Origin of the sequence: Lederbergia citrea (assembly GCF_018343525.1) — a bacterium.
In the GTDB taxonomy this organism is placed as follows: domain Bacteria; phylum Bacillota; class Bacilli; order Bacillales; family Bacillaceae_C; genus Lederbergia; species Lederbergia citrea.
The window spans coordinates 625,700-649,980 of sequence record NZ_JAGYPH010000001.1; the positions used below are offsets into that span (position 1 = coordinate 625,700).

Consider the following 24,281-nt stretch of genomic DNA (forward strand, 5'->3'; position numbering starts at 1 on the left):
CTAAATTAGAATATTTTCTGCCGATCCCGCTCCTCTTTCAAAATTTCAACAGCTTCACGGAAGCGCTGTGAATGGATAATTTCTCGCTCTCTTAAAAATCGAAGGCTGTCATTAATGTCTGGATCATCACTCATATTAATAATCCACTGGTAGGTCGCTCTTGCTTTTTCTTCTGCAGCAATGTCTTCGTATAAATCTGCAATCGGATCTCCTTTTGCTTGAATATAGGTAGCTGTCCATGGTACACCGCCCGCATTTTCGTAATAAAGGGCTTTTTCGTGATTTGCATAATGGGCGCCGAGTCCTGCTTCTTTCATTTGATCTGGCGTTGCATCCTTTGTTAGCTTGTAAACCATCGTTGCAATCATTTCAAGATGGGCAAATTCCTCTGTGCCAATATCAGTCAACAAACCAATCACTTTATCAGGAATTGTATATCGCTGGTTCAAATATCGAAGTGCAGCGGCAAGTTCTCCATCTGCTCCGCCGTATTGTTCAATAAGAAATTTTGCTAGCATCGGATTGCATTGACTGACCTTGACAGGATATTGTAATTTTTTCTGATAAACCCACATATATACAATTGCCTCCTTTTAAGCTTATCATCAGCTTCCGCTTTTGTTCATACCTGCCATGGCCAAGGCGCTTCTTTCCAATCCCAAGGGTACTTTGAATAGCTGTATCCGAAACTAGTTAACGAACCGAAGTCCTTTTCGAATTGTCGCTTTAACGTTTTGCTTTTTTTTACAAATGCATTATATTGCTGTATTGCTTCATGATCTCCGGGATGAGTATCCAAGTATAGCGTTAATTCAACAATCACAAAATCAGTAGCTTGTAATTCCTCAAGCTGCCTATAATATTCTGGAGGCATCTGCCTCATCATTCTGCCTCCTCCCGTGCCCTTTCATAAGGGCTGTAATATGGATCGTAAAAAGCTTTCCAAAGCGTCCCTTTTTTTAATGCTTCTATAGGGGAGAATTGTGGCAAATTAGGTGGCTGAAAACCCATATATAGATTAGGTGGTGTGGAGAAAGTTTTAACCGTTAAAGGTGGACAGGGATCAAAAGGGCTTATATAAGGCTCGTATGATTTATAAAAGCTAGGCATAACATTTCCTCCTTCGACTCTTATCATTCCATTGTATGGGCACTGGCTTGTTTAAATTCCGTAGGAGTAAGTATTTTTTAACCAAAATGTAACAACAAAGCGATAATCTGCTAAAATAATATGATAACCACGTATGTAATATACGTTGATAATAGGGTGATCGTATGGGGCTTGTAATAATAGCCATATCTGTTTTTTTAATTTTGTTCGTTTTTTATATGCTTAATAATGCGTTTCAAGACAATGTAAAAGAGGAAACTTTCGAATTTAATATTTTTCCAAATAATATCCGAGAGTTCACCATTTTTTTTATTTCTGATATCCATCGTCGAAAAATCAACAGTTCAATCATTGATCATATAAAGGGAAAGGTTGACGCAGTCATTATTGGTGGTGACTTAACAGAAAAGGGAGTTCCTTACTCCCGAGTGACTAAGAACTTAAAAAAGTTAAAGGACGTTGCGCCAGTATTTTTCGTTTGGGGGAATAATGATTATGAAGTTAATAATAATCAGCTAAGCCGGACTTTAAAAAATTGCCAAGTGATCGAACTGAAAAATGAAGTATATTACATTGAAAAAAATGAGCAAAAGCTTGCATTCATCGGAGTCGATGATTTAACACAGGAATTACCGCCTTTGGAAGATATATTAAAACAGGAAGGGCGAAATGTCTTTCGCATATTAATTAGTCATAATCCAGATATCATTCATATGCTTCCAGAAGAACATGGAATTTCACTTATATTAAGTGGACATACCCATGGTGGACAAATTCGTGTGTTTGGATTCGGTCCTTACCGAAAAGGGGGTATAAGAAATATTAAAGGTCTTACTTTATTAGTCAGTAACGGCTATGGAACAACGGCATTGCCGCTTCGATTGGGTGCTGATGCTGAAACACATTTAATTACGATCAAAAATGGAAAAGGTTATCAAGCCTGAAGGAACACTTCTCATGAACCATCCACTCATTGCTTCATAGTATGGGGTAAGAGCAACATTCAGGGGGCGGTTTCATGAAGTTGGAACGTATTTCACAGAATCAAATAAAATATTCCATATCTTTTGAAGAGTTGTCATATAAAGGATTTATCCAAGACGATCTGTTAAAAGAATCGTTTATATGGGACGCCTTATTTGATGAAATGCTTGATGAGGCTAGCAGGATGTATGAACTAGAAGACTGTGGTGCAGTTTCAATAGAAATATTTTCATTAACATCAAAAGAGCTCGTTTTGATATTGACGTTAGATGAAGAAGACGTGATTGAGCCGTCAAGTGAAGATGTGAAAAAACCAGTAAAAGCAGAAAGCGAAAACATAATCGTAATGGCCGCCGATATAGACCACATTATTATGCTTGTAAAATACTTAATTCAAATAAAACATGAAAATATTTTAAGTTCATTGTATGTATTAAATTCCAACTATTATTTAACCATTGAAAAAAACGGCTTCAATCAAAATGCACTTTACGGATTATGCGAGGAATACGGAACCATCGATCCGATTTCCCTTGAACTCTTAGAAGATTATGGAAAGCCATTAATTGAAAAAAATGCCTTGCAAACTCTTCACCATTACTTTTGAATCATAATCTTTGCACACCAATTTGAAATCTCCTATCATAATAAATAGGAGATTTTTACTGTTTGGCAAGAAGGAGAGTCGTAATATGCAAAAAGAAGAATGCCTCATCGTAGGTGGAGGCCCCTGTGGTTTGGCAGCTGCCATTGCTTTGAAGGAAATTGGAAAGAACCCGTTGATTATAGAAAAAGGAAACATTGTAAATGCAATATACAATTATCCAACACACCAAACTTTTTTCAGTTCGAGTGAAAAACTTTCAATTGGGGACGTTCCTTTTATTACGGTAGAACGTAAGCCCAAAAGAAATCAAGCTCTTACCTATTATCGGGAAGTGGTAAGAAGGAAAGACTTGAGAATAAATAGGTTTGAAACAGTAGAAAGCATCCGAAAAGAGGATGGCTTATTTATAGTTAAAACAAATAAAGACACATATGAAGCAAAGTATGTGGTGATTGCTACAGGCTATTATGATAATCCGAATTATATGGGTATCCCTGGTGAAGAGCTAGATAAAGTTTTACATTATTTTAAAGAAGGTCATCCATACTTTGAAGCGGAAGTTGCTGTAATAGGAGGAAAGAACTCAGCAGTTGACGCCGCACTAGAGCTTCATAATGCAGGGGCGCACGTCACTTGTTTATATCGTGGGAGCGAATATTCTCCTAGCGTTAAGCCTTGGATTCTTCCTGAATTTGATGCGTTAGTAAGAAGCAGAGAAATTAAAATGGAGTTTAATGCGCATATTACTGAAATCACACCTTCAACACTAAAGTATCAAGTTGGTACAGAAATGAAGGAAATCACAAATGATTTTGTTTTTGCTATGACTGGTTACCATCCTGATCATGAGTTTATCGGAAAAATGGGTGTAGAAATTAATTGTGAAACAGGGAAGCCTTATTTTGATCCGGATACAATGGAAACAAATGTTGAACAATTATTTATTGCCGGTGTCATTGCCGCTGGTAATAACGCAAACGAAATATTTATTGAAAATGGGCGCTTTCATGGAGGACGTATAGCAAAAGCTATCCAATCGAAAGAAAATAAAGAAAACATCCCTAGCGACTAAAGGGATGTTTTCTTATTTTCACTTCGAAAATAATTCATTCAGTTTTTTAATATCATTTGTTTGTGTAAGAGCGACGAGTAATTTTATCCTTGCTTTTTGACCGTTTAAACCGTTACAAAAAATAACGCCCATGTCCTTCAACTGCTTGCCGCCACCTTGGTAACTGTAAATATCCTGAGCAATCCCATTAAAGCATCTCGAAACGAGGACAATCGGGATATTTGAGTGAATCAACTTCTCCACACCGGTCATTGCAGCCGGAGGGAGATTGCCTTGTCCCAATCCTTCTATGACAACGCCATCCACCTTCATATCATTAATGGCGCTCAATAAATCCGAATTCATACCTGCATACGCTTTAATAAGTACAACATTTTTTGTTAAAGTATGAATATCATATTTTTCCTTATAAGTTGGCTGATGGTGAAAAATAATTGCTTGTTTTGTGACGATGCCGATTGGCCCATATTGAGGACTTTGGAAAGTAGAAACATTGCTCGCATGAGTTTTAGTCACATTCATAGCGGTGTGGATTTCGTCGTTTAGCACAACTAAAACACCTTTACCCTTTGCCTCAGTAGTACAAGCTACACGGATGGATGATATGTAGTTATATAAACCATCCGATCCAATTTCATTGCTAGATCGCATTGCTCCAGTCACAACAATCGGAATATCGGAATGGACAGTTAAATCCAAAAAATAAGCGGTTTCCTCAAGCGTATCTGTTCCGTGAGTAATGACAATACCATCTGTATGTTGTTTTTGGGATTCTTCGTCTATTACATTTTTCAATTCCAGCATTTCTGAAATAGTTATATGTGGAGAAGGCAAGTGAAAAGGCTGCCGGATACTGAGTTGAGCGAACTTGCTAATCTGCTCAGTATGAATGAGTAATGGATTATCCCGCCCTGGAGAGACGGCTCCGGTTTCGGAATCTTCCTGCATGGCAATTGTTCCACCTGTATGGATAACAAGGATACGTTTCATTGTAAACCACCTCTTAGTATAATAGACTTTCGGCATTCACCGAGTCAGATGGTACAAGATTTTCTTGTGCCATTTTTTTTAGTAAAATTTGCCCATTCTGTATTGAATGAGATAAATACTCTACATACAATGCGTCCGCCTGCCACCGTTCGTTGATTTCCGTTCCAGGCGGACGCGTTCCAGGGGGCGTGCGGTGAGCCTCCTCAGTCGCTTCGCGCCTTGCGGGGTCTCACCTATCACGTTGATCCCCCAGGAGTCGCCGCCTTCCACTCCAATCAACTAAGATATTCTTTTACTCATGGTAGGGCGTACATACCTTGTTTTCAAATCTCTTCCTTTTCATAAGATTTCCGTGAAAGGCTTAAGTTTGTTGTTGTTTCAAAAACACTTGACTTTTTGGAAACAATACAATAATAGCCGGTGAAGGAAATTTCCTTACTAATATAAAACCCTATATCAAACCTAAGTGCCAATAAAAGAAAAAAGAAAATGACGCCAAAAGGCGAGAAAGCATTTCCCCCAAGTTTGGGAATTGTAAGAAAGTTAATGGATTGTTTTTTCCGGTATGGCTCCAAGAAAAAGGAGCTGCCAGGGGACCGATTGTTTACCAGAACTCCTAGAAAGTCTGAAAAGTGGCAGCTTATAATCGCCTTACATCCGTAGAACGCTCAAACAAAAGGGAGAAATTAGATTATCACTTGCAATCTGATGGGCATCAGTCCACAAAAATGTGGTACATAAGGACATATACCATCATGATGTGACAACACTTTGACGCTTGGTATGCTTATCAAAAAGACGAACAATCGTTTCTTAACGGTCATATTTTTCTCTTCAATGGCTTAATCTTTTTTAAAGGTCCTTTTCTAAGGGATTGTTGCTTTTAAAACAAAAACTGTTGAAGGTTGATTGTAGCGAAAGTGCGAGACTCCTGCGGGATCAGCGGGACAGGTGAGACCCCACAGGCGTTTACGCCGAGGAGGCTCACCGCCCGCCCCGCGGAAAGCGAGCAACTGTAGCGGAAATCAACCACGCACTACCATGGTAAAGCAACAATGTTTGCAAAAAAACCTTTTAAAAAATAAATATGTGGCGCATGTCTTTTTTGAATAGGTTTCGAAAACGAATACCAAATATTCAATAAAGCTTAATTCCAAGTAGGTTTTTGGAAATTCAGCAGATTTACGCCTTGAAATTCCGAGAGTCAATTATATTTATATCATGTTTTAACATTTAATTGTCGTTTTCATCCTGTCTCTTCCATGATACGATTAAGGAAACAGAAAGAAAAGAGGGCTGTTTATGCTGGTCTTATTATCTGCCGGTATTGCCCCTGGACTTGCTCTGATCAGCTATTTTTATTTGAAGGATCAGTATGAGCAAGAACCGGTTATCACTGTATTTAAGGTTTTCTTATTTGGTACCATATTAACTTTTCCGATCATGTTTATTCAATATGTCCTTGCTGAGGAAGGGCTGCTGCAAAGTGCTCTAATGCATTCCTTTTTTTCTGCTGCTCTATTAGAAGAGTTTTTTAAGTGGTTTATTTTATTTTTAGCTGTATACCAACATGCTGATTTCGATGAACCATATGATGGAATTGTGTACGGTGCTAGTATTTCACTTGGATTTGCTACTGTGGAAAATATATTATATTTACTTTCAAATGGCATTGAATTTGCGTTTGGACGGGCGATATTTCCTGTCTCTAGCCATGCCTTATTCGGTGTACTTATGGGTTATTATCTTGGAAAGGCAAAATTTAATATAGGTGGCAGTTCTCGTCCTTGGTTATTAGCTTCTTTTTTCGTTCCCTTTATATTGCATGGTTTATATGATTACATTCTTTTCTTGGAAAATAAATGGTTATACTATATTTTTCCTTTTATGTTATTCCTTTGGTGGTTCGGTTTGAGAAAAGTAAAGGATGCACATTTGCTTTCTAAACAACATTTTATTCAAAAGCTAAAAGAAAAAAGCGCATCATTCTGACATACAGGATGATGCGCTTTTCTCTTTTAATGTGTATAAAAATCCCTTTATTCCAGAAACTATCTCTATGAAAACTTTATATGGAGGGTATGACAAAATGAGGTATGGCAGAATATTAAAGCTAATATCCGTTTTATTATTATGTATTATTACAATATCAACAGCTCCAACACATGAAGCAAGAGCATTCACAAATCAAGTGATTCAAAAAGGTGCAGTCGGTGAAGATGTTATTGAATTACAGGCGCGGCTTCAATATATTGGCTTTTACACAGGGAAAATTGATGGGGTATTTGGCTGGGGAACATATTGGGCGTTAAGAAACTTTCAAAATGACTTTGGGTTAAAGGTTGACGGCTTAGCTGGAAGTGACACAAAAGCAAAATTAGTAAGTGCATCTAAGTATAATCAGCAATTTGTGAAAGAACAAATAAATAAAGGAAGAAATTTTACTTATTACGGCGGTACAGCATTATCTAAACAAACGGCTCCCGGTAAGGCTGCTCCCACAAAAAACACTGCACCTAAACCAGCTGCCGGTAATACCCCTACAGGATTTTCGCAAAATGATATTCAGCTAATGGCAAATGCAGTATACGGTGAAGCACGAGGAGAACCATACGAAGGTCAGGTTGCTGTGGCGGCAGTCATTTTAAACCGTGTTAATAGTGCATCTTTTCCTAACACGGTATCAGGAGTTATTTTTGAACCAGGTGCCTTTACAGCCGTTGCAGATGGTCAAATTTGGCTAACGCCCAATGAGCGGGCAAAACAGGCAGTACTTGATGCTATTAATGGATGGGATCCTTCAACTAGCGCATTATATTATTTTAACCCTGATACTGCCACAAGTGCATGGATTTGGACTAGGCCGCAAATTAAAAGAATTGGGAAGCATATTTTTTGCAGTTAAATAAAAAAGGAGGCGGCTGAAAAAATGATTAGAAATATATTGATTGCCATATTAACAATTGGCGTTGTTGGTACAGCCTATTGGGGATATCAAGAACATCAAGAAAAGAATGCAATATTAATCAATGCAGAGAATAATTATCAGCGGGCATTCCATGATTTAACCTATCAAATGGATACACTACATGACAAAATTGGTACAACACTGGCGATGAATTCTAAAAAATCTTTATCTCCTGCACTCGCAGATGTATGGAGGATTACCTCTACTGCCAAAGGTGAAGTTGGGCAGCTGCCGCTTACACTTTTGCCATTTAATAAAACCGAAGAATTTTTAACGAATATCGGAAACTTTAGCTATCGGACTGCAGTTCGCGATCTTGATAAAGATCCATTATCAAAAGAAGAGTATTCTTCGTTGAAAAATTTATATACCCAGAGTGACGAGATTCGGAGCGAATTACGAAGAGTTCAGCATCTAGTATTAAAAAACAATTTGCGTTGGATGGATGTTGAACTAGCCTTAGCAACCGGAAAAGAAAACTCTGATAATACAATTATTGATGGATTCAAAACGGTGGAAAAAAGTGCCCAAGGTTATGATGAGGAGAATCTACAAGATCCATCAATGGTTGCCTTCCAAAAAAAGGATGCGAATTTTGATCACCTAACCGGAAAAAACATTACGAAGGACGAAGCTGTCTCACTTGCTACAAAATATGCAGGGATTCCTGCCGCTAAAGAAGTCAAGGTGACTGAAAGCGGGAAAGGATCCCCATATCAATTTTACAGTGTAAATGTAGATGATGGGAACGGTCAAGGTGCCAGCATTGATGTTACAAAAAAAGGCGGATATCCAATTTGGTTTATTAATCATCGAGATATCGGCGATCAAAAAATTAGCTTAAATGCGGCAGCAAACAAATCAGCGGAATTTTTAAAAGCAAATGGCTATGATCAGCTGGAACTTACTGAAAGTACGCAATATGATTCGTTAGGGTTATTCACATATACGACTAATCAAGATGGAGTAACAATTTATCCTGAATCAATCAAGCTTAAAGTAGCACTTGATAATGGTCAGATTATCGGATTTGCTGCGACGGACTACTTAAAAGGGCATCGAGATAGAAATATTAACAAACCGGGAATATCACTTGCCGATGCTAAAGGTTATTTGAATTCGAATCTGAAAGTAATGGAAAACCGGATGGCCATTATAAACAATGATCTTGGAGACGAAGTGTTATGCTATGAATTTATCGGAACAATGGATCATGATTCATACCGAATTTATCTTAATGCCCAAGATGGAACGGAAGAAAAGGTTGAAAAGCTCCAAAATGCAGAACCGATTTATGAAGATGTTCTTTAAAAAGGCAGAAAAACTCTGCCTTTTTTTGTTTAGACTCTGGAAGGAAAATACATTTCATGCGATAATGGGAATAGGTAATTCTTACTACATAATGGGGTGTGGCTTACATGTTGAAGGTAGGAACCGAGCTAATACTTGAGGCGGATCATCGTGATGAAATAGAGAAATATAAAGCGAAAATCGAAGACTTTAATGGAAATGAAATCTATATTTCTTATCCAATTAATCTTAAGACGAACAAAACAGCGTTTATGAAAACGGGTATACAAATGATCGCGAGCTTTGTTGACCAAGAATCAAATGCTTTTTCATTTAAAACAAAAGTAATCGATAGAATTAAAAATCGAATTCCGCTTATTGTACTGTCTTTCCCTGGGGATGCTCATTTAATTAAGGTACAACGTCGTCAATTTGTTCGAATAGAGACTTCTATTGACGTAGCTTTGCAAATGTCGGATTCAGACGTCCAATTTACAGCGATTACTGAAGACTTTAGCGCAGGCGGTTGTGCAATTATTATCCCTAACAAAGTGAAGGTAAAACAAGGTGAAACGGCAAATATCCATATTGTATTACCGTCCCATACTGGAGAAAATATTTATTTACATACAAAATGTGAAGTTGTCCGAATATTTGAGAAAAACAATATTCATGGCGCATCCTTGAAGTTTACGAATCTTAATCATCATCAAGAGCGTCAACTCATTCGTTTTTGCTTCGAAAAGCAGCTTGAATATCGGAAAAGAGAAATGCCAAATTGAATTTTCCTACTAAAAATAAAAATGTGCAAATTCGATAAATGAAGACAAAAACTGTCTTCATTTTTTGATGGTCAGGATTTCTTGAAAATATGTTAAGATAGATTAGAAAAAACAGTTATGACTTTAAAAAATACAAGCAGGTGAATACATTGAATAATAAAAAAATTAGTATTGCGATTGATGGACCGGCAGCAGCAGGTAAAAGCACGATAGCGAAAATTACTGCAGAAAAACTATCCTATATATATGTTGATACGGGCGCCATGTACCGGGCAATAACTTATAAGGCACTAAAAAGTCAGATAGATATTCAAAATGAAAAAGAGATTGAACAATTACTCTTGGAAACATCAATACAACTTAAGCCATCAAACAGTGGCCAGCTCGTTTTTTTAGACGGCGAAGATGTTACGGAAAAGATTCGTGAAGAACAAGTAACGAATCTCGTATCTACTATTGCAGCGTCCGGACCGGTACGTGAAGAAATGGTATATCGCCAACAACAATTAGGGAAAGATGGCGGAGTCGTTATGGATGGCAGGGATATTGGCACAAAAGTATTGCCACATGCAGAATTGAAAATATTTATGCTTGCAAGTGTTGATGTTAGAGCTGAACGTCGCCACCTTGAAAACACTCGAAAAGGTTATTCCTCTAATTTAGAAAAATTAAAGGAAGAGATTGAACTTCGCGATAAGCTTGATTCTGAGCGGGAGATTTCGCCTTTAAGAAAAGCGGAAGATGCAGTGGAAATTGATACTTCCTTCTTATCGATTGAAGAAGTTGCGGCAGAAATTTACGCCCTGGCACAAGAAAGGATGGAAGATAAGTGAGTTTTTATACGTTTGCTAGAGCCATCGTTAAAAGTGTAATCAAGCCTCTTTATCGTATCGAAACAATTGGACTAGAACACTTCCCAAAAGAAGGCGGTGTTCTCCTCTGTGCCAATCATATTGACAATTTAGACCCGCCTGTAGTCGGTTTCACTGCACCTAGGCCAGTTTACTTCATGGCTAAGGCAGAGCTTTTCAAAAATCCTTTGATGAGAAAGCTGATGATCAATATTCAGGCATTCCCTGTCAAAAGAGGCATGAGCGATAGAGAAGCATTAAGGACAGGATTAAAGTATTTAAAAGATGGTGAAGTTGTTGGTCTTTTTCCGGAAGGAACAAGAAGCAAATCAGGAGAAATTGGAAAGGGACTGGCTGGGGCTGGATTTTTTGCTCTTAGATCCAATGCCCATATTGTACCGTGTGCAATCATTGGTCCATATAAGCCATTTAGAAAATTAAAAGTTGTTTTTGGCCCGCCCATCGACTTCACAGAAATGCGTAACAATAAAGTTTCTGCCGAAGTAGCAACAGAAGCGATTATGTCGGAAATAAAAAAATTAAAAGATCAAAATCTGCGCTAAATATTTATCCCTTATTAAAGAGCGAGTGTAAATGGTTTTACTTGACAAAATATTGCATTTATAAGAAGTTATTATTAAGATCATTTTTTTGAATAATGTGAGGATTTGGATGAACAATGCTGAGAGAATAGTATATCATCCTTGAAGTTTTTAAAAGCATGATAGGAGGAGTACATATGACAGAGGATATGAATAATATTGAAGTGAATAATTTCTCCGAAGGAGATCGTGTTAGTGGTACAGTTACAAAGATTGAAGAAAAGCAAGTGCTCGTCGATATTGAGGGTAGCAAGCTCGATGGCATCATTCCAATTAGCGAGCTTTCAAGCCTTCATATTGAAAAGGCCTCCGATGCAGTTCAAGAGGGAGAAGAGCTTGATCTAATTGTAACAAAAGTGGAAGAAGAACTACTCGTTCTTTCAAAACGAAAAGTAGATGCCGAAACAGCTTGGGAAACACTTGAACAGCGATTCCAAAATAATGAAATATTTGATGCCGAAGTAAACGAAATAGTTAAAGGCGGTCTTGTCGTTGATTTGGGGGTAAGAGGCTTTGTTCCTGCTTCGATGATTGAAGACCACTATGTTGAAGATTTCTCAGACTACCAAGGCAAAACCTTAGCTTTTAAAATTGTTGAATTGGATAAAGAGAAAAACCGGCTTATCCTTTCCCACCGTATAGTAGTAGAGGAAGGAAAGGCACTTGAGAAAAAGGAAATTTTAGAAAGACTAAAACAAGGCGAAATACTTGATGGGACTGTCCAAAGATTGACGGACTTCGGTGCATTTGTTGATATAGGGGGCGTGGACGGACTCGTTCATATATCCCAACTTTCGCATGAACATATCGAAAAACCTTCAGATGTAGTGAAAGAAGGCGATCAAGTAAAAGTGAAAGTCCTTTCGGTAGATCGAGATAATGAAAGAATCTCTTTGTCAATTAAAGAAACCCTTCCTGGACCTTGGGAAAGTATTGGTGAGAAAGCACCAAGAGGGTCAATCCTTGAAGGGACAGTAAAACGTCTTGTGTCTTTCGGTGCATTCGTTGAAGTTTTACCGGGAGTGGAAGGTTTAGTCCATATCTCACAAATTTCGCATAAGCATATTGGGACACCTCACGAAGTGCTTCAAGAGGGTCAAACCGTTAAAGTAAAGGTGCTTGACGCAAATGAAACTGATCAACGCCTATCTCTTAGCATGAAAGAACTTGAAGATCAGGAATATCAACATAAAGACTATGACCTTCCTGAGGAATCTAAAGGTTTCCAATTAAGTGACATGATTGGTGACAAATTAAAGGATTTCAGGAAGTAAATAAAACCTCCCGTAAAGTCGGGAGTATCAGACTGTAGACAAACTCAAAAAATGAGTTGTCTACAGTCTTTTTTATATAGGATAGAGCAGGTTTTCCGAAGCTTACCGCTCGCTTTCCGCGGGGCGAGCGCCGAGCCGCTTCGTCGCTACGCTCCTGCAGGGTCTCGGCTGTCTCGCATCTCCCGCAGGAGTCGAGCGGACGCTTCTCCAAACCAATAAAGTACTACATTTTACTTTTCTATTTACTCATTCATTTATTAATATGAAATTAAGACTACCTTTAGGTGATGGGAAATAATGACAACCAATTAGGTATCCTTACAATTGAACAATTTGTTCCACAAGGCCATTAGCTTGTAAATTGGACGCTGGAATTGATTTTAACTTCATTTATCCATTTTTCAAAAACCTTTAATCCTAACTGGGACGTCCTAGTATTGATTCCGTTGTCTTAATTAAGACTACGTGTATTCAGTCTATATTTGGAATTCGCTTTATGCGTCAAACGATTAATGGAATTGAAACCAATATGGCTTATCGGTGGTTTTTAAGTTTCGGTTTTCATACAGAAGTGCCTCCCTTTTTAATTTTGGCTCTATAAAGATTGAATATTGATTTTTAGCAGTTTCCGTTGATTGGAGCGGAAGGCAGCGACTCCTGCGGGAAAAGCGCGTCTAGGTGAGACCCCGCAGGAGCGAAGCGACGAGGAGGCTTACCGACCGACCGCGGAAAGCGTCTGCCTGGAGCGGAAATCAACAGTATTAATAGATCCTCACATTCAGAGGACTTTTTTGATCAGAACATTCGCTCTGGGCTCATCAAGGGCTTTCGCTTTTGTCTTTAATAATGATTAAATATTAAGCTCCTTCCCCATAATGATTAGTGGGAGGTGGCTTAAATTGCCTGGAATGCTATATTTATTTATCGTATGGAGCATATGGATTATTTGCACTTTTATTATGGAAAAAAATCTGCCTTATAGATGGACGATTGCAGCAATAGCCCTTATTCTCATCATTTTACAACCGACTGCAATTACAATTTTTTCAATGACTATAAGTGGACCTGCTCTTTTACTAATTCTTATTTGCTATTATTCAGTATCAAAGTTGAAAATGTCGAAACAGGTCTACGTGTTTTTTACCGTTTTAGCCTTAATGGTGGGCTATGCTGGTTTCCTTTTATTTGAAATGTATGACCCGGTTTGGATGATTATTGACAGGAGAATAATGGTTTCGTTTTTACTGTTTTTAATATCCTATCTTATATCTTCATCATCCTTAAGTACAAGGGTCATTGTTGTTGTATTGGGTACGCTCCAAGGTGAACTTCTATTTGCTGCAAGTTTGAATCGATTAGATATGCCATACTTAATTGGTTCAAAAGAATATCTTGATATTTTGGCTACAACAACTATATCCTTGATTATTGGCAACTATATTTACAAATTATATACACTGCCTAAACTGAATAGAGAGAAAAAAATTTCCCATTAAACTGGGGGAATCGTTTGGATTTCTCATAAATTGCCTTTTATAAAAGCAATATGATACGATTTGATAGAAAAATGAAGGATTTTAGTTCTTCTTTTCCACAAGGTAATTGATTTCGTTAATTAAAAATAAAGCGAGTGAGTGATTGAATATGGCTAAACCAACAGTGGCGATTGTAGGACGCCCAAATGTAGGGAAATCAACAATTTTTAATAGAATCGTGGGAGAACGTGTCTCCATTGTAGAAGACACACCTGGTGTAACAAGAGATCGAATTTACGGAGTTGGAGATTGGCTTACGCATGAATTTCATCTTATTGATACTGGAGGAATCGAAATAGGAGATGCTCCATTTTTAGAGGAAATTCGTCAACAAGCAGAAATTGCAATTGAGGAAGCGGATGTGATTATCTTTATCGTGAATAGCCGCGAGGGAGTTACTTCCGCAGATGAAGAAGTAGCGAAAATATTATATCGTTCCAAAAAACCGGTTGTTTTAGCAGTAAACAAAGTAGATAACCCAGAAATGCGAGCAGAAATATACGATTTTTACGCCCTTGGTTTTGACGAGCCATTTCCAATTTCCGGTTCACACGGACTTGGTCTTGGAGACCTTCTTGACGAAGTAGTCAAGAACTTTCCTCGTATCGAAGAAGAGGAAATAGATGAGGATATCATTAAATTTAGTTTGATTGGTAGGCCGAATGTAGGTAAATCCTCAATTGTAAATGCACTTCTTGGTGAAGATCGAGTTATTGTAAGCGATATTGCTGGAACTACAAGGGATGCTGTGGATACGCCCTATGAATTTGATGGGCAAGAGTATGTCATTATTGATACTGCCGGGATGCGGAAAAAAGGAAAGGTTTATGAATCTACTGAGAAATATAGTGTGTTAAGAGCTTTAAAAGCGATTGATCGTTCTGATGTCGTGCTTGTCGTGCTTAATGGAGAAGAAGGAATTCAGGAGCAAGACAAAAAAATTGCTGGTTATGCTCATGAAGCGGGAAGAGCAGTAATCATTGTCGTAAATAAATGGGATGCTGTTGAAAAAGATGAAAAGACAATGAATAAATTTGAAGAGCAAATAAGGGAGCATTTTCTGTTTCTTGATTATGCGCCAATTGTCTTTGTGTCCGCAAAAACACGTAAAAGATTGACAAACTTACTGCCTGCGATTCAAAAGGTTAGTGAAAATCATTCCTTGAGAGTTCAGTCAAGTATCCTAAATGAAGTGATTGTCGACGCTGTTGCAATGAATCCTACGCCTTCCGATAAAGGGCGCAGATTGAAAATCTATTATGTGACTCAAGTGGCAATTAAACCACCAACTTTTGTTGTTTTTGTGAACGATCCGGAAATCATGCATTTTTCATATGAAAGATTTTTGCAAAATAGGATCAGGGATGCTTTTGGGTTTGAAGGGACGCCAATTCGAATTATTACAAGACAGAGAAAATAGGAAGGAAAGACGGTGAATATATTGGAACAAGGTAATGAAAAACTGGCGGTTATTGGTGCTGGAAGCTGGGGTACAGCACTTGCGATTGTCTTGGCTGATAACGGTCACCACGTCAACATTTGGTGTAGAAATGAAGAACAAAAAAAAGAAATAAACGAAAAACATACGAATCACAAATATTTACCTGATATAATCCTGCCGGAATCTATCATTGCTCATCATTCGCTGCATGATGCAATAGATGGTGTAGAAACAGTTATTATTGCTGTTCCTACCAAAGCAATTAGGGATATCGTCAAGGAAATATCAAATTTACAAACGAATCCAATGACTTTTGTCCACGTCAGCAAAGGGATTGAGCCAGACACATTGCTCCGAATTTCTGAAATGATTGAGCAAGAGGCGTCTAAAGATATACTTAAAGACATCGTTGTTCTTTCAGGGCCTAGTCATGCTGAAGAAGTCAGTTTAAGACATCCAACAACTGTCACTGTTTCATCAAAAAATATGTCAGCTGCTGAAAAAATTCAAGACTTATTCATGAATCAACATTTCCGCGTTTATACGAACGCCGATATTGTCGGTGTTGAAATTGGTGGTGCACTAAAAAATATCATTGCGCTTGCTGCGGGCATATCCGATGGCTTAGGCTATGGTGACAATGCAAAAGCAGCCTTAATAACACGGGGCCTAGCAGAAATTTCCCGCCTTGGAACAAAAATGGGCGCCAATCCATTAACATTTTCAGGTTTAGCCGGAATCGGGGATTTAATAGTCACTTGCACAAGTGTTCATTCTCGTAACTGGAGAGCTGGAAATATGCTTGGGAAAGGTCAAAAACTAGAGGAAGTCCTTGAAAATATGGGAATGGTTGTAGAAGGTGTCAGAACGACTAAAGCTGCAAAACAACTTGCACAAAAATATGAATGTAAAATGCCGATTACTGAAATTTTATATTCCATTCTTTTTAATGGTGTCAATGCAAAAGTGGGTGTAGAAAAATTAATGGCTCGTTTAAAAACAAATGAAATGGAAGATCTTGTCGATATTTTAAGCGAACAGATGGAACAGCTGTAGTGGACTAGGCAAACGATGATGCGTTCTAATCGAAAATGCATATAATGCTTTGAAGTATATTGCTTAAACAGGTGGATGGGGATCACTTGTCATACATGAAGCAAGGGGGTACCCTTTGCTTCATGCTTTTTGTCCGCCAAACTGTCATTTTTTTAAAGTCTTAAGGCTAATATGAAATGATATAATAACAACTATCGTTTAATTGTTGAAAAAGCAACGGAGGAAAAATATATGTCACCATCTATGCAAAAAATGTGGATTTCGATTATTGCCATGATATTATTGGCTTTGGCGATGTTTACTATATACATAAGCCGCTATAAATTGAATAAAGGTTTTTTGAAAGTAGTTACCGCAATAACTGCCTGGTTATTCATGCTTATTGGTGGACTGCTAATGCTTTTTGTTGTTTTAACCGGGCCGACAAGCTAAACGGGCTATCGGTCTAGTAATGATAACATAAGCAAGAAGGCAGAAAGGTTGTGCATGAAAGTGAAAACAATAATGAATGTATCTGTGGTTTTTATAGCAGCTTTTTTTTTGTCGGGGTGTATGTATCCTAAAGACAGATTAGCAGAAAATCGAATTCCTTATGAGGATCAAATCCAGTCTGTTCAAAATGCAGTTGATCATTATCAAGAAGCAACGAATGGATTATTGCCAATCAAAACACGTGATATGGAAACGCCGATCTATTTAAAATACCCTATTGAATTTTCAAAACTTGCCCCTCAATTTTTATCTGGGCCCCCGGGGAATGCTTATGAGAGTGGTGGGGTTTTTCAATATGTGTTAATAAATGTTGAAGAAAACCCAACGGTAAAGGTGTTCGATTTACGCATTGCTGAAAAAATTAGGGAATTGAAAATGAGGATTCAAGCCCAAGGTTATCCTCCTTTTAAAGATGCAATATCAGACAATGTATACACTCTTGACTATGAGAAGTTGGGATATAAGGGTGAACAATATATTATTTCACCATATACGAATAATAATTTGCCTTTAATCATTTCTGGACAAGGGGAATTATATGTTGATTATATAAGTGATTTATTTCTCGCTTTGCAAGAAAATGGACAAAAATATGAAGAGGGTGAGGATATATTACATATTCTTGCAGAACAATCACCAGTCGTTCCCGCCTATGCTTTGCCTTATACGGTAAATAAACATAATGAACCGATTTACATGCCTAAATAGGAATAATCCTTCTTTCACTCAATATAATGTGGAAGAAGGATTTTTTATTTTAAATTTTATTATTGGTATAACAGAATCGGACAACATCATAAACATATATTGTCCAATCATTAATTAAATGATTTGTCCCTTGAACTCAATGATAGGAGGGAATCTCTTGGAAAAGGTGGATATTTTTAAAGATATTGCTGAAAGAACCGGCGGAGACATTTATTTGGGAGTAGTGGGAGCTGTTCGTACAGGAAAATCCACATTTATAAAAAAATTTATGGAACTTGCTGTATTGCCAAACATTAGAAGTGAGGCAGATAGGGCAAGGGCGCAAGATGAACTTCCCCAAAGTGCTGCAGGTAGGACAATCATGACGACAGAGCCTAAATTTGTACCTAATCAGGCGGTCTCGGTACAGGTTGACGATGGGCTTGAAGTCAATGTCCGGCTTGTTGATTGTGTAGGCTATACAGTGCCAGGTGCGAAAGGTTATGAAGATGAAAACGGACCTCGAATGATTAATACTCCATGGTACGAAGAACCGATATCTTTTCATGAAGCTGCAGAAATCGGAACGAGGAAGGTAATACAGGAACATTCAGTACTTGGAGTAGTTGTTACAACTGATGGTACAATCGGAGAAATCCCGCGCTCTGATTATGTAGAAGCCGAGGAACGGGTGATAGAAGAATTAAAAGAAGTCGGAAAACCGTTTATCATGGTTGTCAATTCATCTAAGCCACACCATAATGAAACAGAGGCGCTACGGAACAAACTGGAAGAGAAATATGATATTCCTGTGCTTGCGATGTCTGTAGAGGCTATGAGAGAGTCAGACGTTATGAATGTACTCCGTGAAGCACTTTATGAATTCCCAGTTCTAGAGGTCAATGTAAATTTACCGAGCTGGGTGATGGTGTTAAAGGATAATCATTGGCTTCGGACAAATTACCAAAATGCCGTTAAAGAAACGGTAAAAGACATTAAACGACTACGCGATGTAGACAGAGTTGTGCAACAATTTAATGAGTTTGAATTTATTGAAAATGCTGGTTTAGCAGGGATGGATATGGGGCAAGGCATAGCTGAAATAGATTTATATGCTCCAGACGACTTATACGATCATGTTCTAAAAGAAATCGTCGGAGTTGAAGTAAGAGGTAAAGATCATTTGCTGGAATTAATGCAGGAATTTGCTGAAGCTAAACGTGAGTATGATCAAGTCTCGGATGCGTTAGTAATGGTTAAGCAAACAGGATATGGAATTGCAGCACCATCCTTAGCAGATATGAGCCTTGATGAACCGGAAATTATTAGACAAGGCGCGCGTTTCGGTGTCAGGTTAAAGGCTGTAGCGCCATCCATTCATATGATAAAAGTCGATGTTGAATCTGAATTCGCCCCGATTATTGGAACTGAGAAACAAAGCGAAGAGCTTGTCCGATATTTAATGCAGGATTTTGAAGATGATCCATTATCAATATGGAATTCCGATATTTTTGGAAGAAGCTTAAGTTCTCTAGTTAGAGAAGGCATTCAAGCTAAAATAGCCATGATGCCTGAGAATGCTAGATATAAGCTAAAAGAAACATTAGAACGGATTATCAATGAAGGCTCCGGTGGCTTAATTGCGATAATTTTATAAGGGAATTTAATGGAAAAGATGCCGAATATGACGATATTCGGCATCTTTTCCATATATTACGCCTTTTATTCTTGCTAACACAATTTTAATATGATAATCTTTTAAAAGAATTGCTGTTAAATCCTTTATTTACCGGTCATTCTAACGATTTCTTTCATTTTCTATGTTTAGAAATCCTAATAATTGTTCACAAATGTAGTAGCAGTTGCGGAACAAGATCTCTCTATCTTGGGAGGAGGTGAATGGTATGAACAAAACTGAACTAATCAATTCTGTTGCAGAATCAACTGAACTATCTAAGAAAGATGCAACTAAGGCTGTTGATGCTGTTTTCCAATCAATTCAAGATGCACTCGCTAATGGCGATAAAGTAGCTCTTATCGGTTTTGGAAACTTTGAAGTGCGTGAGCGTGCTGCCCGTAAAGGTCGCAATCCACAAACTGGAGAAGAAATCGAAATCGCAGCAAGCAAAGTTCCTGCGTTCAAACCAGGAAAAGCTCTTAAAGATGCTGTGAAATAATTACATACATTCTTTTGAGCGTATGAAGAAAAGCATAAGCGCCCGTTTAGCGACGTACGGACTGGAGGGACTCTGACGAGATAAAGGAAACACGGTGAGTCCGTAGGACGAACCGATGTTGACTTATCGTAGGAGGAGTTCTGAAGTCCGCTAGTCGCTGGGCGCTGGAGCTAGACAAAAAAAGGACCGCCAATCGGCGGTTCCTTTTTTATTTTAAATCTGACATATGCTAATATTGAACTACGATTATTTAACAACCAGGAGGATAAAGCATGAAAGAAGTAAACCGCCCTCAAATTGAAGAAGCCGTTCGGATGATTTTGGAAGCGATCGGGGAAGATCCTTCTAGAGAGGGATTATTGGATACTCCAAAGCGGGTAGCCAAAATGTATGAAGAAGTATTTTCCGGGCTTGGGAAAAACCCTGAAGAATACTTTGCAACTATTTTCGGCGAAGAACATGAAGAATTAGTACTCGTAAAAGATATTCCTTTTTTCTCTATGTGCGAACATCATCTTGTGCCTTTTTTCGGAAAAGCGCATGTTGCCTATATACCGCAAAATGGAAAAGTAGCAGGCTTAAGCAAACTTGCTAGAGCAGTTGAAACAGTAGCAGCTAGGCCCCAGCTTCAAGAAAGAATTACCTCCACTGTAGCAAATGTAATGATGAAAAAACTTGAACCGCATGGAGTAATGGTAATATTGGAAGCTGAACATATGTGCATGACAATGAGAGGCATTAAAAAGCCTGGTGCTAAAACCGTGACCTCAGCAGTAAGGGGCATATTTGCCACTGACAGCCAAGCGCGTTCTGAAGTACTTTCCTTGTTGAAAGAATAGATAAAGTCAATATTTGAGGTGAAAGAATGAAAAGTGGAAATGGACAATCAGATTTCATCATAATTAAAGCTTTAAAAGATGGGGTTAACGTAATTGGATTAACAAGAGGTTCAGATACTAGATTTCACCATGCAGAGAAGCTAGACGAAGGGGAAGTCATGATTGCCCAGTTTACTGAACATACCTCTGCAATTAAAATTAGAGGCCAGGCAAACATTATTACATCGTTTGGTGAAGTTGACAGTGAAGGTTCGAAATAAATGCTTTCACTGTCAATAAAAGTAGGTATTTTCTCTGGTCGCCATGTAATACTTCATTATGCTATAATTATATTTATATACATAAGAACGGCGTTATTACTTGTTATGGAAATGAGGCTTCAATCATGCCGGTTTGTGATCATGAGCAGCAAGTAGATTTAATTAAGAAAAAACTAAAGAAAAAAAGCTATCACCACTATTTTAGCAATCATATTGGACAACCTGAGCTCGATGAAGATCGAATCCTTCTTCTCACTTGTTCTCTTCAAATGTCTAACTTGCCTAAAGAAGAGCGTGAAGCATATATTACAGCATCAATGTTTGCACAGCTTGCATTGGATACTCATGATAATGTAGCTAGCCCCACTGTATCCAAAAAGCAAAGGCAGCTTGCTGTATTAGCTGGTGATTATTATAGCGGAATGTATTACAACCTATTAGCGGAGTTACACAATATAGATCTTATTAAATCACTTGCTACAGCGATTAAAATAACGAATGAGCAAAAAATATTATTGTATCGCTATAAAGGGGAGAGTATTGAAACCTTTATTAATAGCATTAAAAGAGTAGAGTCTGCTCTTATTGAACAATTTTGCATGCATTTTCATAATTCGGCACAATATCTCAGCTTTGCAATCGAGTTTTTATTCTTTAAAAAAATGGTTTCAGAACTAGAACAATTTAAAAAAGGGTCTTCATCAATTTTTATAAGTGGATTAATACAATACTACCAACCGGGTACGACTGATTTGAACAACTTATCCGATGATGAAAAAGAAAAAATCATAACTGAATGCCATCGATTTATTAAAGAATCACAAAAAAAAATGGAAAATATGATAAGAGTATTGCCTGATCTGCCATCGATACTGCATGTACGTATCGATGATTTGGCATCACGTTATCAAAAGTCTTGCTTATAGGTGGAGAAAGGTGACAATCATGCAATCAAAAGAAGAGCGTGTACATACTGTTTTTGAAAATATATATAATAATTATGATAAAATGAACTCGATCATTAGCTTCCAGCAGCACAAAAAATGGCGTGAAGAAACGATGAAGAAAATGAATGTGCAACCGGGAAATCAAGCTCTTGATATTTGTTGTGGAACAGGAGACTGGACTATGGCTCTTGCTTCCAAAGTCGGAAGTGAAGGTAAAGTGATCGGATTGGATTTTAGTAAAAACATGCTAAAAATTGCGGAAGAAAAAAAATCCGACAACCAATTGGATCAAGTGAATTTGATACATGGCAATGCAATGGAATTGCCATTTGAAGACAATACCTTTGATTATGTAACGATTGGATTCGGTTTGCGAAATGTTCCTGATTATATGCAAGTGCTTGAAGAAATGTTCCGCGTATTAAAACCTGGAGGAATGGCGGTTTGCTTAGAAACATCTCAACCGACCATGCCTGGTTTCCGCCAATTGTACTATGCTTATTTCCGCTTTATAATGCCCTTATTTGGTAAGTTTTTTGCAAGGAGCTTTAATGAATATTCATGGCTCCAAGAATCAGCCCGTGATTTTCCGGGAATGGAAGAACTTGCCCAAATGTTCTGGAGAGCAGGTTTTGTTGACGTTATATACAAACCTTTCAGTGGTGGTGTTGCGGCGGCTCACATTGGATTAAAACAGAAATAAACCCTGGGTGGAAATAAAATGAAACTAACATTACTTAATTCAACCTTTAAAGCGGACTTTGATATAATTGAAAAAGAGCTGGAAAAAGCAATCCAATCAGAGATAGAATTGCTTCAAAGGGCATCCGTCCAGCTTTTAAAAGCGGGCGGGAAAAGAATTCGTCCTGTCTTTGTTTTGCTTGCTGCTAAGTTCGGCTCTTATAACATACATATGATTAAAAACACAGCAGTTGCCTTGGAATTAATTCACATGGCTTCACTTGTCCATGATGATGTGATTGATGATGCGGATATAAGAAGGGGGCAGCCTACGATCAATTATACATGGGATGACCGGATTGCCATGTATACTGGGGATTATATTTTAGCTAGGTCACTCGATTATATGACAAATATTAGAAACCCAATTGCACATCAAATTTTGTCTAAAGCCATCATTGACGTTTGTAATGGTGAAATTGAACAAATAAGAGATAAATATCGTTTTAACCAAACTTTAAGAGATTATCTTAGAAGAATTAAGAGAAAAACTGCCTTGTTGATTGCAGTAAGCTGTGAGCTTGGTGCAGTGTCGGCAGGTACTGACGAAGCAATCTATAAACAGTTATACAAATTTGGTTATTTTATTGGTATGTCATATCAAATTACAGATGATATTCTCGACTTTACAGGATCAGAACAAGAACTCGGAAAACCCGCGGGTGAAGATTTGCGACAGGGCAATATCACCTTACCCGTTTTATATGCCATGAATGACGAGAAGCTTAAATCTGAAATAATCAAAATTAATGATCAAACAGGTAAAAAAGAAATGTTCGATATTATTTCTCAGATAAAAAAATCAGGCGCAATTGAACAATCTCATCTGCTGAGTAAAAGATATTTACAGAAAGCGCTGGAAGTATTAGACGAATTGCCATCCGTAAAAGCTAAAAAAACGTTGCGGGAAATCGCGCATTATATCGGGAAAAGAAAGTACTAGTAAGCGTTTTTACATAAATTTGCCATTGCATAAAAACAATGATATTATTTTCGTTGGTATTTAGCTTATTTTTATTCGATATAAGAGTAGGAGTGATTATGGGTGGAGAAAACGTTTTTAATGGTAAAACCGGATGGAGTTCAAAGAGAATTGATAGGGGAAATTTTGACACGTTTTGAAAAAAAGGGATTTCAGCTTGTTGGAGCAAAATTGATGACGATTTCAAACGAACTTGCTGAAGAACATTATGGAGAACATAAGGAACGCCCTTTTTTTGGTAGTCTAGTTGATTTCATCACATCAGGACCTGTTTTCGCAATGGTCTGGCAAGGCGAGAATGTCATTAGCACTGCGCGTCAAATGATGGGCTCCACAAACCCCAAAGATGCTGCTCCTGCCACGATTCGTGGCGATTATGGACTAACGGTTGGAAAAAATATCATCCACGGATCTGATTCACCGGAGAGTGCTGAAAGAGAAATTTCCCTGTTTTTCAAAGAAGGAGAACTTGTCGAGTACTCCAAGTTAATCAATAACTGGATTTATTAAAAACAAAAATGCCACCTGTCTTGAATATACAGGTGGTTTTTTAATTCAATATTGAGTTATAATCACATACATTACAGAGAGCTT

Annotated in this window: 27 protein-coding genes and 1 pseudogene; 24 read left to right on the forward strand and 4 right to left on the reverse strand. The window is 37.8% G+C overall.

What is annotated here, in order from left to right:
- Window positions 1-5: 5 nt before the first annotated feature.
- Genes KHA88_RS03255 through KHA88_RS03265 form a run of 3 tightly spaced genes read right to left on the reverse strand, consistent with a single transcriptional unit; the run spans window position 6 to window position 1,110 of the window.
- Window positions 6-575, reverse strand: coding sequence for a manganese catalase family protein (locus KHA88_RS03255; protein WP_213097187.1), 570 nt, complete (start codon window positions 573-575; stop codon window positions 6-8).
- Window positions 576-622: 47 nt separating this feature from the next.
- Complete coding sequence (locus tag KHA88_RS03260) at window positions 623-883, reverse strand: spore coat protein CotJB (protein WP_283247392.1); 261 nt, start codon at window positions 881-883, stop codon at window positions 623-625.
- Window positions 883-1,110, reverse strand: coding sequence for a spore coat associated protein CotJA (locus KHA88_RS03265; protein ID WP_213097185.1), 228 nt, complete (start codon window positions 1,108-1,110; stop codon window positions 883-885). The genes KHA88_RS03260 and KHA88_RS03265 overlap by 1 nt, the downstream gene beginning before the upstream one ends.
- Before the next feature lie 164 nt (window positions 1,111-1,274).
- On the opposite strand from KHA88_RS03265, the gene KHA88_RS03270 reads away from it, so the two are divergent.
- The 3 genes from KHA88_RS03270 (at window position 1,275) to KHA88_RS03280 (ending at window position 3,773) form a co-directional block, all read left to right on the forward strand.
- Complete coding sequence (locus KHA88_RS03270; protein WP_213097184.1) at window positions 1,275-2,054, forward strand: metallophosphoesterase; 780 nt, start codon at window positions 1,275-1,277, stop codon at window positions 2,052-2,054.
- Window positions 2,055-2,128: 74 nt separating this feature from the next.
- Window positions 2,129-2,701 carry an adaptor protein MecA gene (locus KHA88_RS03275; RefSeq protein ID WP_213097183.1) on the forward strand — a complete coding sequence of 191 codons (573 nt, stop codon included), beginning with the start codon at window positions 2,129-2,131 and terminating at the stop codon, window positions 2,699-2,701.
- Between the two features lie 85 nt (window positions 2,702-2,786).
- Complete coding sequence (locus tag KHA88_RS03280) at window positions 2,787-3,773, forward strand: YpdA family putative bacillithiol disulfide reductase (RefSeq protein WP_213097182.1); 987 nt, start codon at window positions 2,787-2,789, stop codon at window positions 3,771-3,773.
- Window positions 3,774-3,791: 18 nt separating this feature from the next.
- Here KHA88_RS03280 and KHA88_RS03285 read toward each other — a convergent pair whose 3' ends face one another.
- Entirely contained in the window at window positions 3,792-4,763 is a 972-nt protein-coding gene (locus KHA88_RS03285; RefSeq protein WP_213097181.1) for an asparaginase, read from the reverse strand.
- A gap of 1,302 nt (window positions 4,764-6,065) precedes the next feature.
- Between KHA88_RS03285 and prsW the strand changes: the two genes are divergently transcribed.
- From prsW to ndk, 21 genes and pseudogenes are all read left to right on the forward strand, one after another.
- Window positions 6,066-6,755 (forward strand): glutamic-type intramembrane protease PrsW, encoded by a 690-nt coding sequence (gene prsW, locus KHA88_RS03290; protein ID WP_213121388.1) that lies wholly within the window; start codon window positions 6,066-6,068, stop codon window positions 6,753-6,755.
- Window positions 6,756-6,852: 97 nt separating this feature from the next.
- Entirely contained in the window at window positions 6,853-7,668 is an 816-nt protein-coding gene (gene sleB / locus KHA88_RS03295; protein ID WP_213097179.1) for a spore cortex-lytic enzyme, read from the forward strand.
- Window positions 7,669-7,692: 24 nt separating this feature from the next.
- Window positions 7,693-9,042 (forward strand): germination protein YpeB, encoded by a 1,350-nt coding sequence (ypeB, locus tag KHA88_RS03300; protein ID WP_213121389.1) that lies wholly within the window; start codon window positions 7,693-7,695, stop codon window positions 9,040-9,042.
- Window positions 9,043-9,149: 107 nt separating this feature from the next.
- A complete protein-coding gene (locus KHA88_RS03305) occupies window positions 9,150-9,803 on the forward strand; it encodes a flagellar brake protein (protein WP_213106914.1) in 654 nt (217 codons plus the stop codon).
- A 149-nt stretch (window positions 9,804-9,952) separates the two neighbouring features.
- Window positions 9,953-10,636: a (d)CMP kinase gene (cmk, locus tag KHA88_RS03310; RefSeq protein ID WP_213121390.1), complete on the forward strand. Its 684-nt coding sequence runs from the start codon at window positions 9,953-9,955 to the stop codon at window positions 10,634-10,636.
- Window positions 10,633-11,217 (forward strand): lysophospholipid acyltransferase family protein, encoded by a 585-nt coding sequence (locus KHA88_RS03315; RefSeq protein ID WP_213097175.1) that lies wholly within the window; start codon window positions 10,633-10,635, stop codon window positions 11,215-11,217. Before cmk ends, KHA88_RS03315 begins: the two co-directional genes overlap by 4 nt.
- Before the next feature lie 176 nt (window positions 11,218-11,393).
- The gene (rpsA, locus tag KHA88_RS03320; RefSeq protein WP_213121391.1) at window positions 11,394-12,530 is read left to right on the forward strand and encodes a 30S ribosomal protein S1; all 1,137 of its coding nucleotides are present in this window, start codon (window positions 11,394-11,396) and stop codon (window positions 12,528-12,530) included.
- Between the two features lie 287 nt (window positions 12,531-12,817).
- Window positions 12,818-13,113, forward strand: a pseudogene (locus tag KHA88_RS20820) (transposase); the annotation flags it as partial.
- A gap of 325 nt (window positions 13,114-13,438) precedes the next feature.
- On the forward strand, window positions 13,439-14,026 hold the full coding sequence (locus KHA88_RS03330) for a YphA family membrane protein (RefSeq protein WP_430413634.1): 588 nt from the start codon (window positions 13,439-13,441) through the stop codon (window positions 14,024-14,026).
- 148 nt (window positions 14,027-14,174) lie between these two features.
- Window positions 14,175-15,485 (forward strand): ribosome biogenesis GTPase Der, encoded by a 1,311-nt coding sequence (der, locus tag KHA88_RS03335; protein WP_213097172.1) that lies wholly within the window; start codon window positions 14,175-14,177, stop codon window positions 15,483-15,485.
- A 21-nt stretch (window positions 15,486-15,506) separates the two neighbouring features.
- Entirely contained in the window at window positions 15,507-16,562 is a 1,056-nt protein-coding gene (locus KHA88_RS03340) for an NAD(P)H-dependent glycerol-3-phosphate dehydrogenase (protein ID WP_213121728.1), read from the forward strand.
- 231 nt (window positions 16,563-16,793) lie between these two features.
- Window positions 16,794-16,994, forward strand: coding sequence for a DUF2768 domain-containing protein (locus KHA88_RS03345; RefSeq protein WP_213097171.1), 201 nt, complete (start codon window positions 16,794-16,796; stop codon window positions 16,992-16,994).
- A 60-nt stretch (window positions 16,995-17,054) separates the two neighbouring features.
- Complete coding sequence (locus tag KHA88_RS03350) at window positions 17,055-17,762, forward strand: hypothetical protein (protein ID WP_430413689.1); 708 nt, start codon at window positions 17,055-17,057, stop codon at window positions 17,760-17,762.
- A gap of 157 nt (window positions 17,763-17,919) precedes the next feature.
- Complete coding sequence (gene spoIVA / locus KHA88_RS03355; RefSeq protein ID WP_213097169.1) at window positions 17,920-19,398, forward strand: stage IV sporulation protein A; 1,479 nt, start codon at window positions 17,920-17,922, stop codon at window positions 19,396-19,398.
- Between the two features lie 247 nt (window positions 19,399-19,645).
- Complete coding sequence (locus KHA88_RS03360) at window positions 19,646-19,918, forward strand: HU family DNA-binding protein (protein WP_144919759.1); 273 nt, start codon at window positions 19,646-19,648, stop codon at window positions 19,916-19,918.
- Between the two features lie 272 nt (window positions 19,919-20,190).
- Window positions 20,191-20,757 carry a GTP cyclohydrolase I FolE gene (gene folE, locus KHA88_RS03365; RefSeq protein ID WP_213097168.1) on the forward strand — a complete coding sequence of 189 codons (567 nt, stop codon included), beginning with the start codon at window positions 20,191-20,193 and terminating at the stop codon, window positions 20,755-20,757.
- A 26-nt stretch (window positions 20,758-20,783) separates the two neighbouring features.
- Window positions 20,784-21,017, forward strand: coding sequence for a trp RNA-binding attenuation protein MtrB (gene mtrB, locus KHA88_RS03370; protein ID WP_213097167.1), 234 nt, complete (start codon window positions 20,784-20,786; stop codon window positions 21,015-21,017).
- A 125-nt stretch (window positions 21,018-21,142) separates the two neighbouring features.
- A complete protein-coding gene (locus KHA88_RS03375; RefSeq protein WP_213097166.1) occupies window positions 21,143-21,943 on the forward strand; it encodes a heptaprenyl diphosphate synthase component 1 in 801 nt (266 codons plus the stop codon).
- A gap of 16 nt (window positions 21,944-21,959) precedes the next feature.
- Window positions 21,960-22,667, forward strand: coding sequence for a demethylmenaquinone methyltransferase (locus KHA88_RS03380; RefSeq protein WP_213097862.1), 708 nt, complete (start codon window positions 21,960-21,962; stop codon window positions 22,665-22,667).
- 18 nt (window positions 22,668-22,685) lie between these two features.
- Window positions 22,686-23,648: a heptaprenyl diphosphate synthase component II gene (gene hepT / locus KHA88_RS03385; RefSeq protein ID WP_213097165.1), complete on the forward strand. Its 963-nt coding sequence runs from the start codon at window positions 22,686-22,688 to the stop codon at window positions 23,646-23,648.
- Between the two features lie 102 nt (window positions 23,649-23,750).
- The gene (gene ndk / locus KHA88_RS03390; protein WP_213097164.1) at window positions 23,751-24,197 is read left to right on the forward strand and encodes a nucleoside-diphosphate kinase; all 447 of its coding nucleotides are present in this window, start codon (window positions 23,751-23,753) and stop codon (window positions 24,195-24,197) included.
- Window positions 24,198-24,281 lie beyond the last annotated feature (84 nt).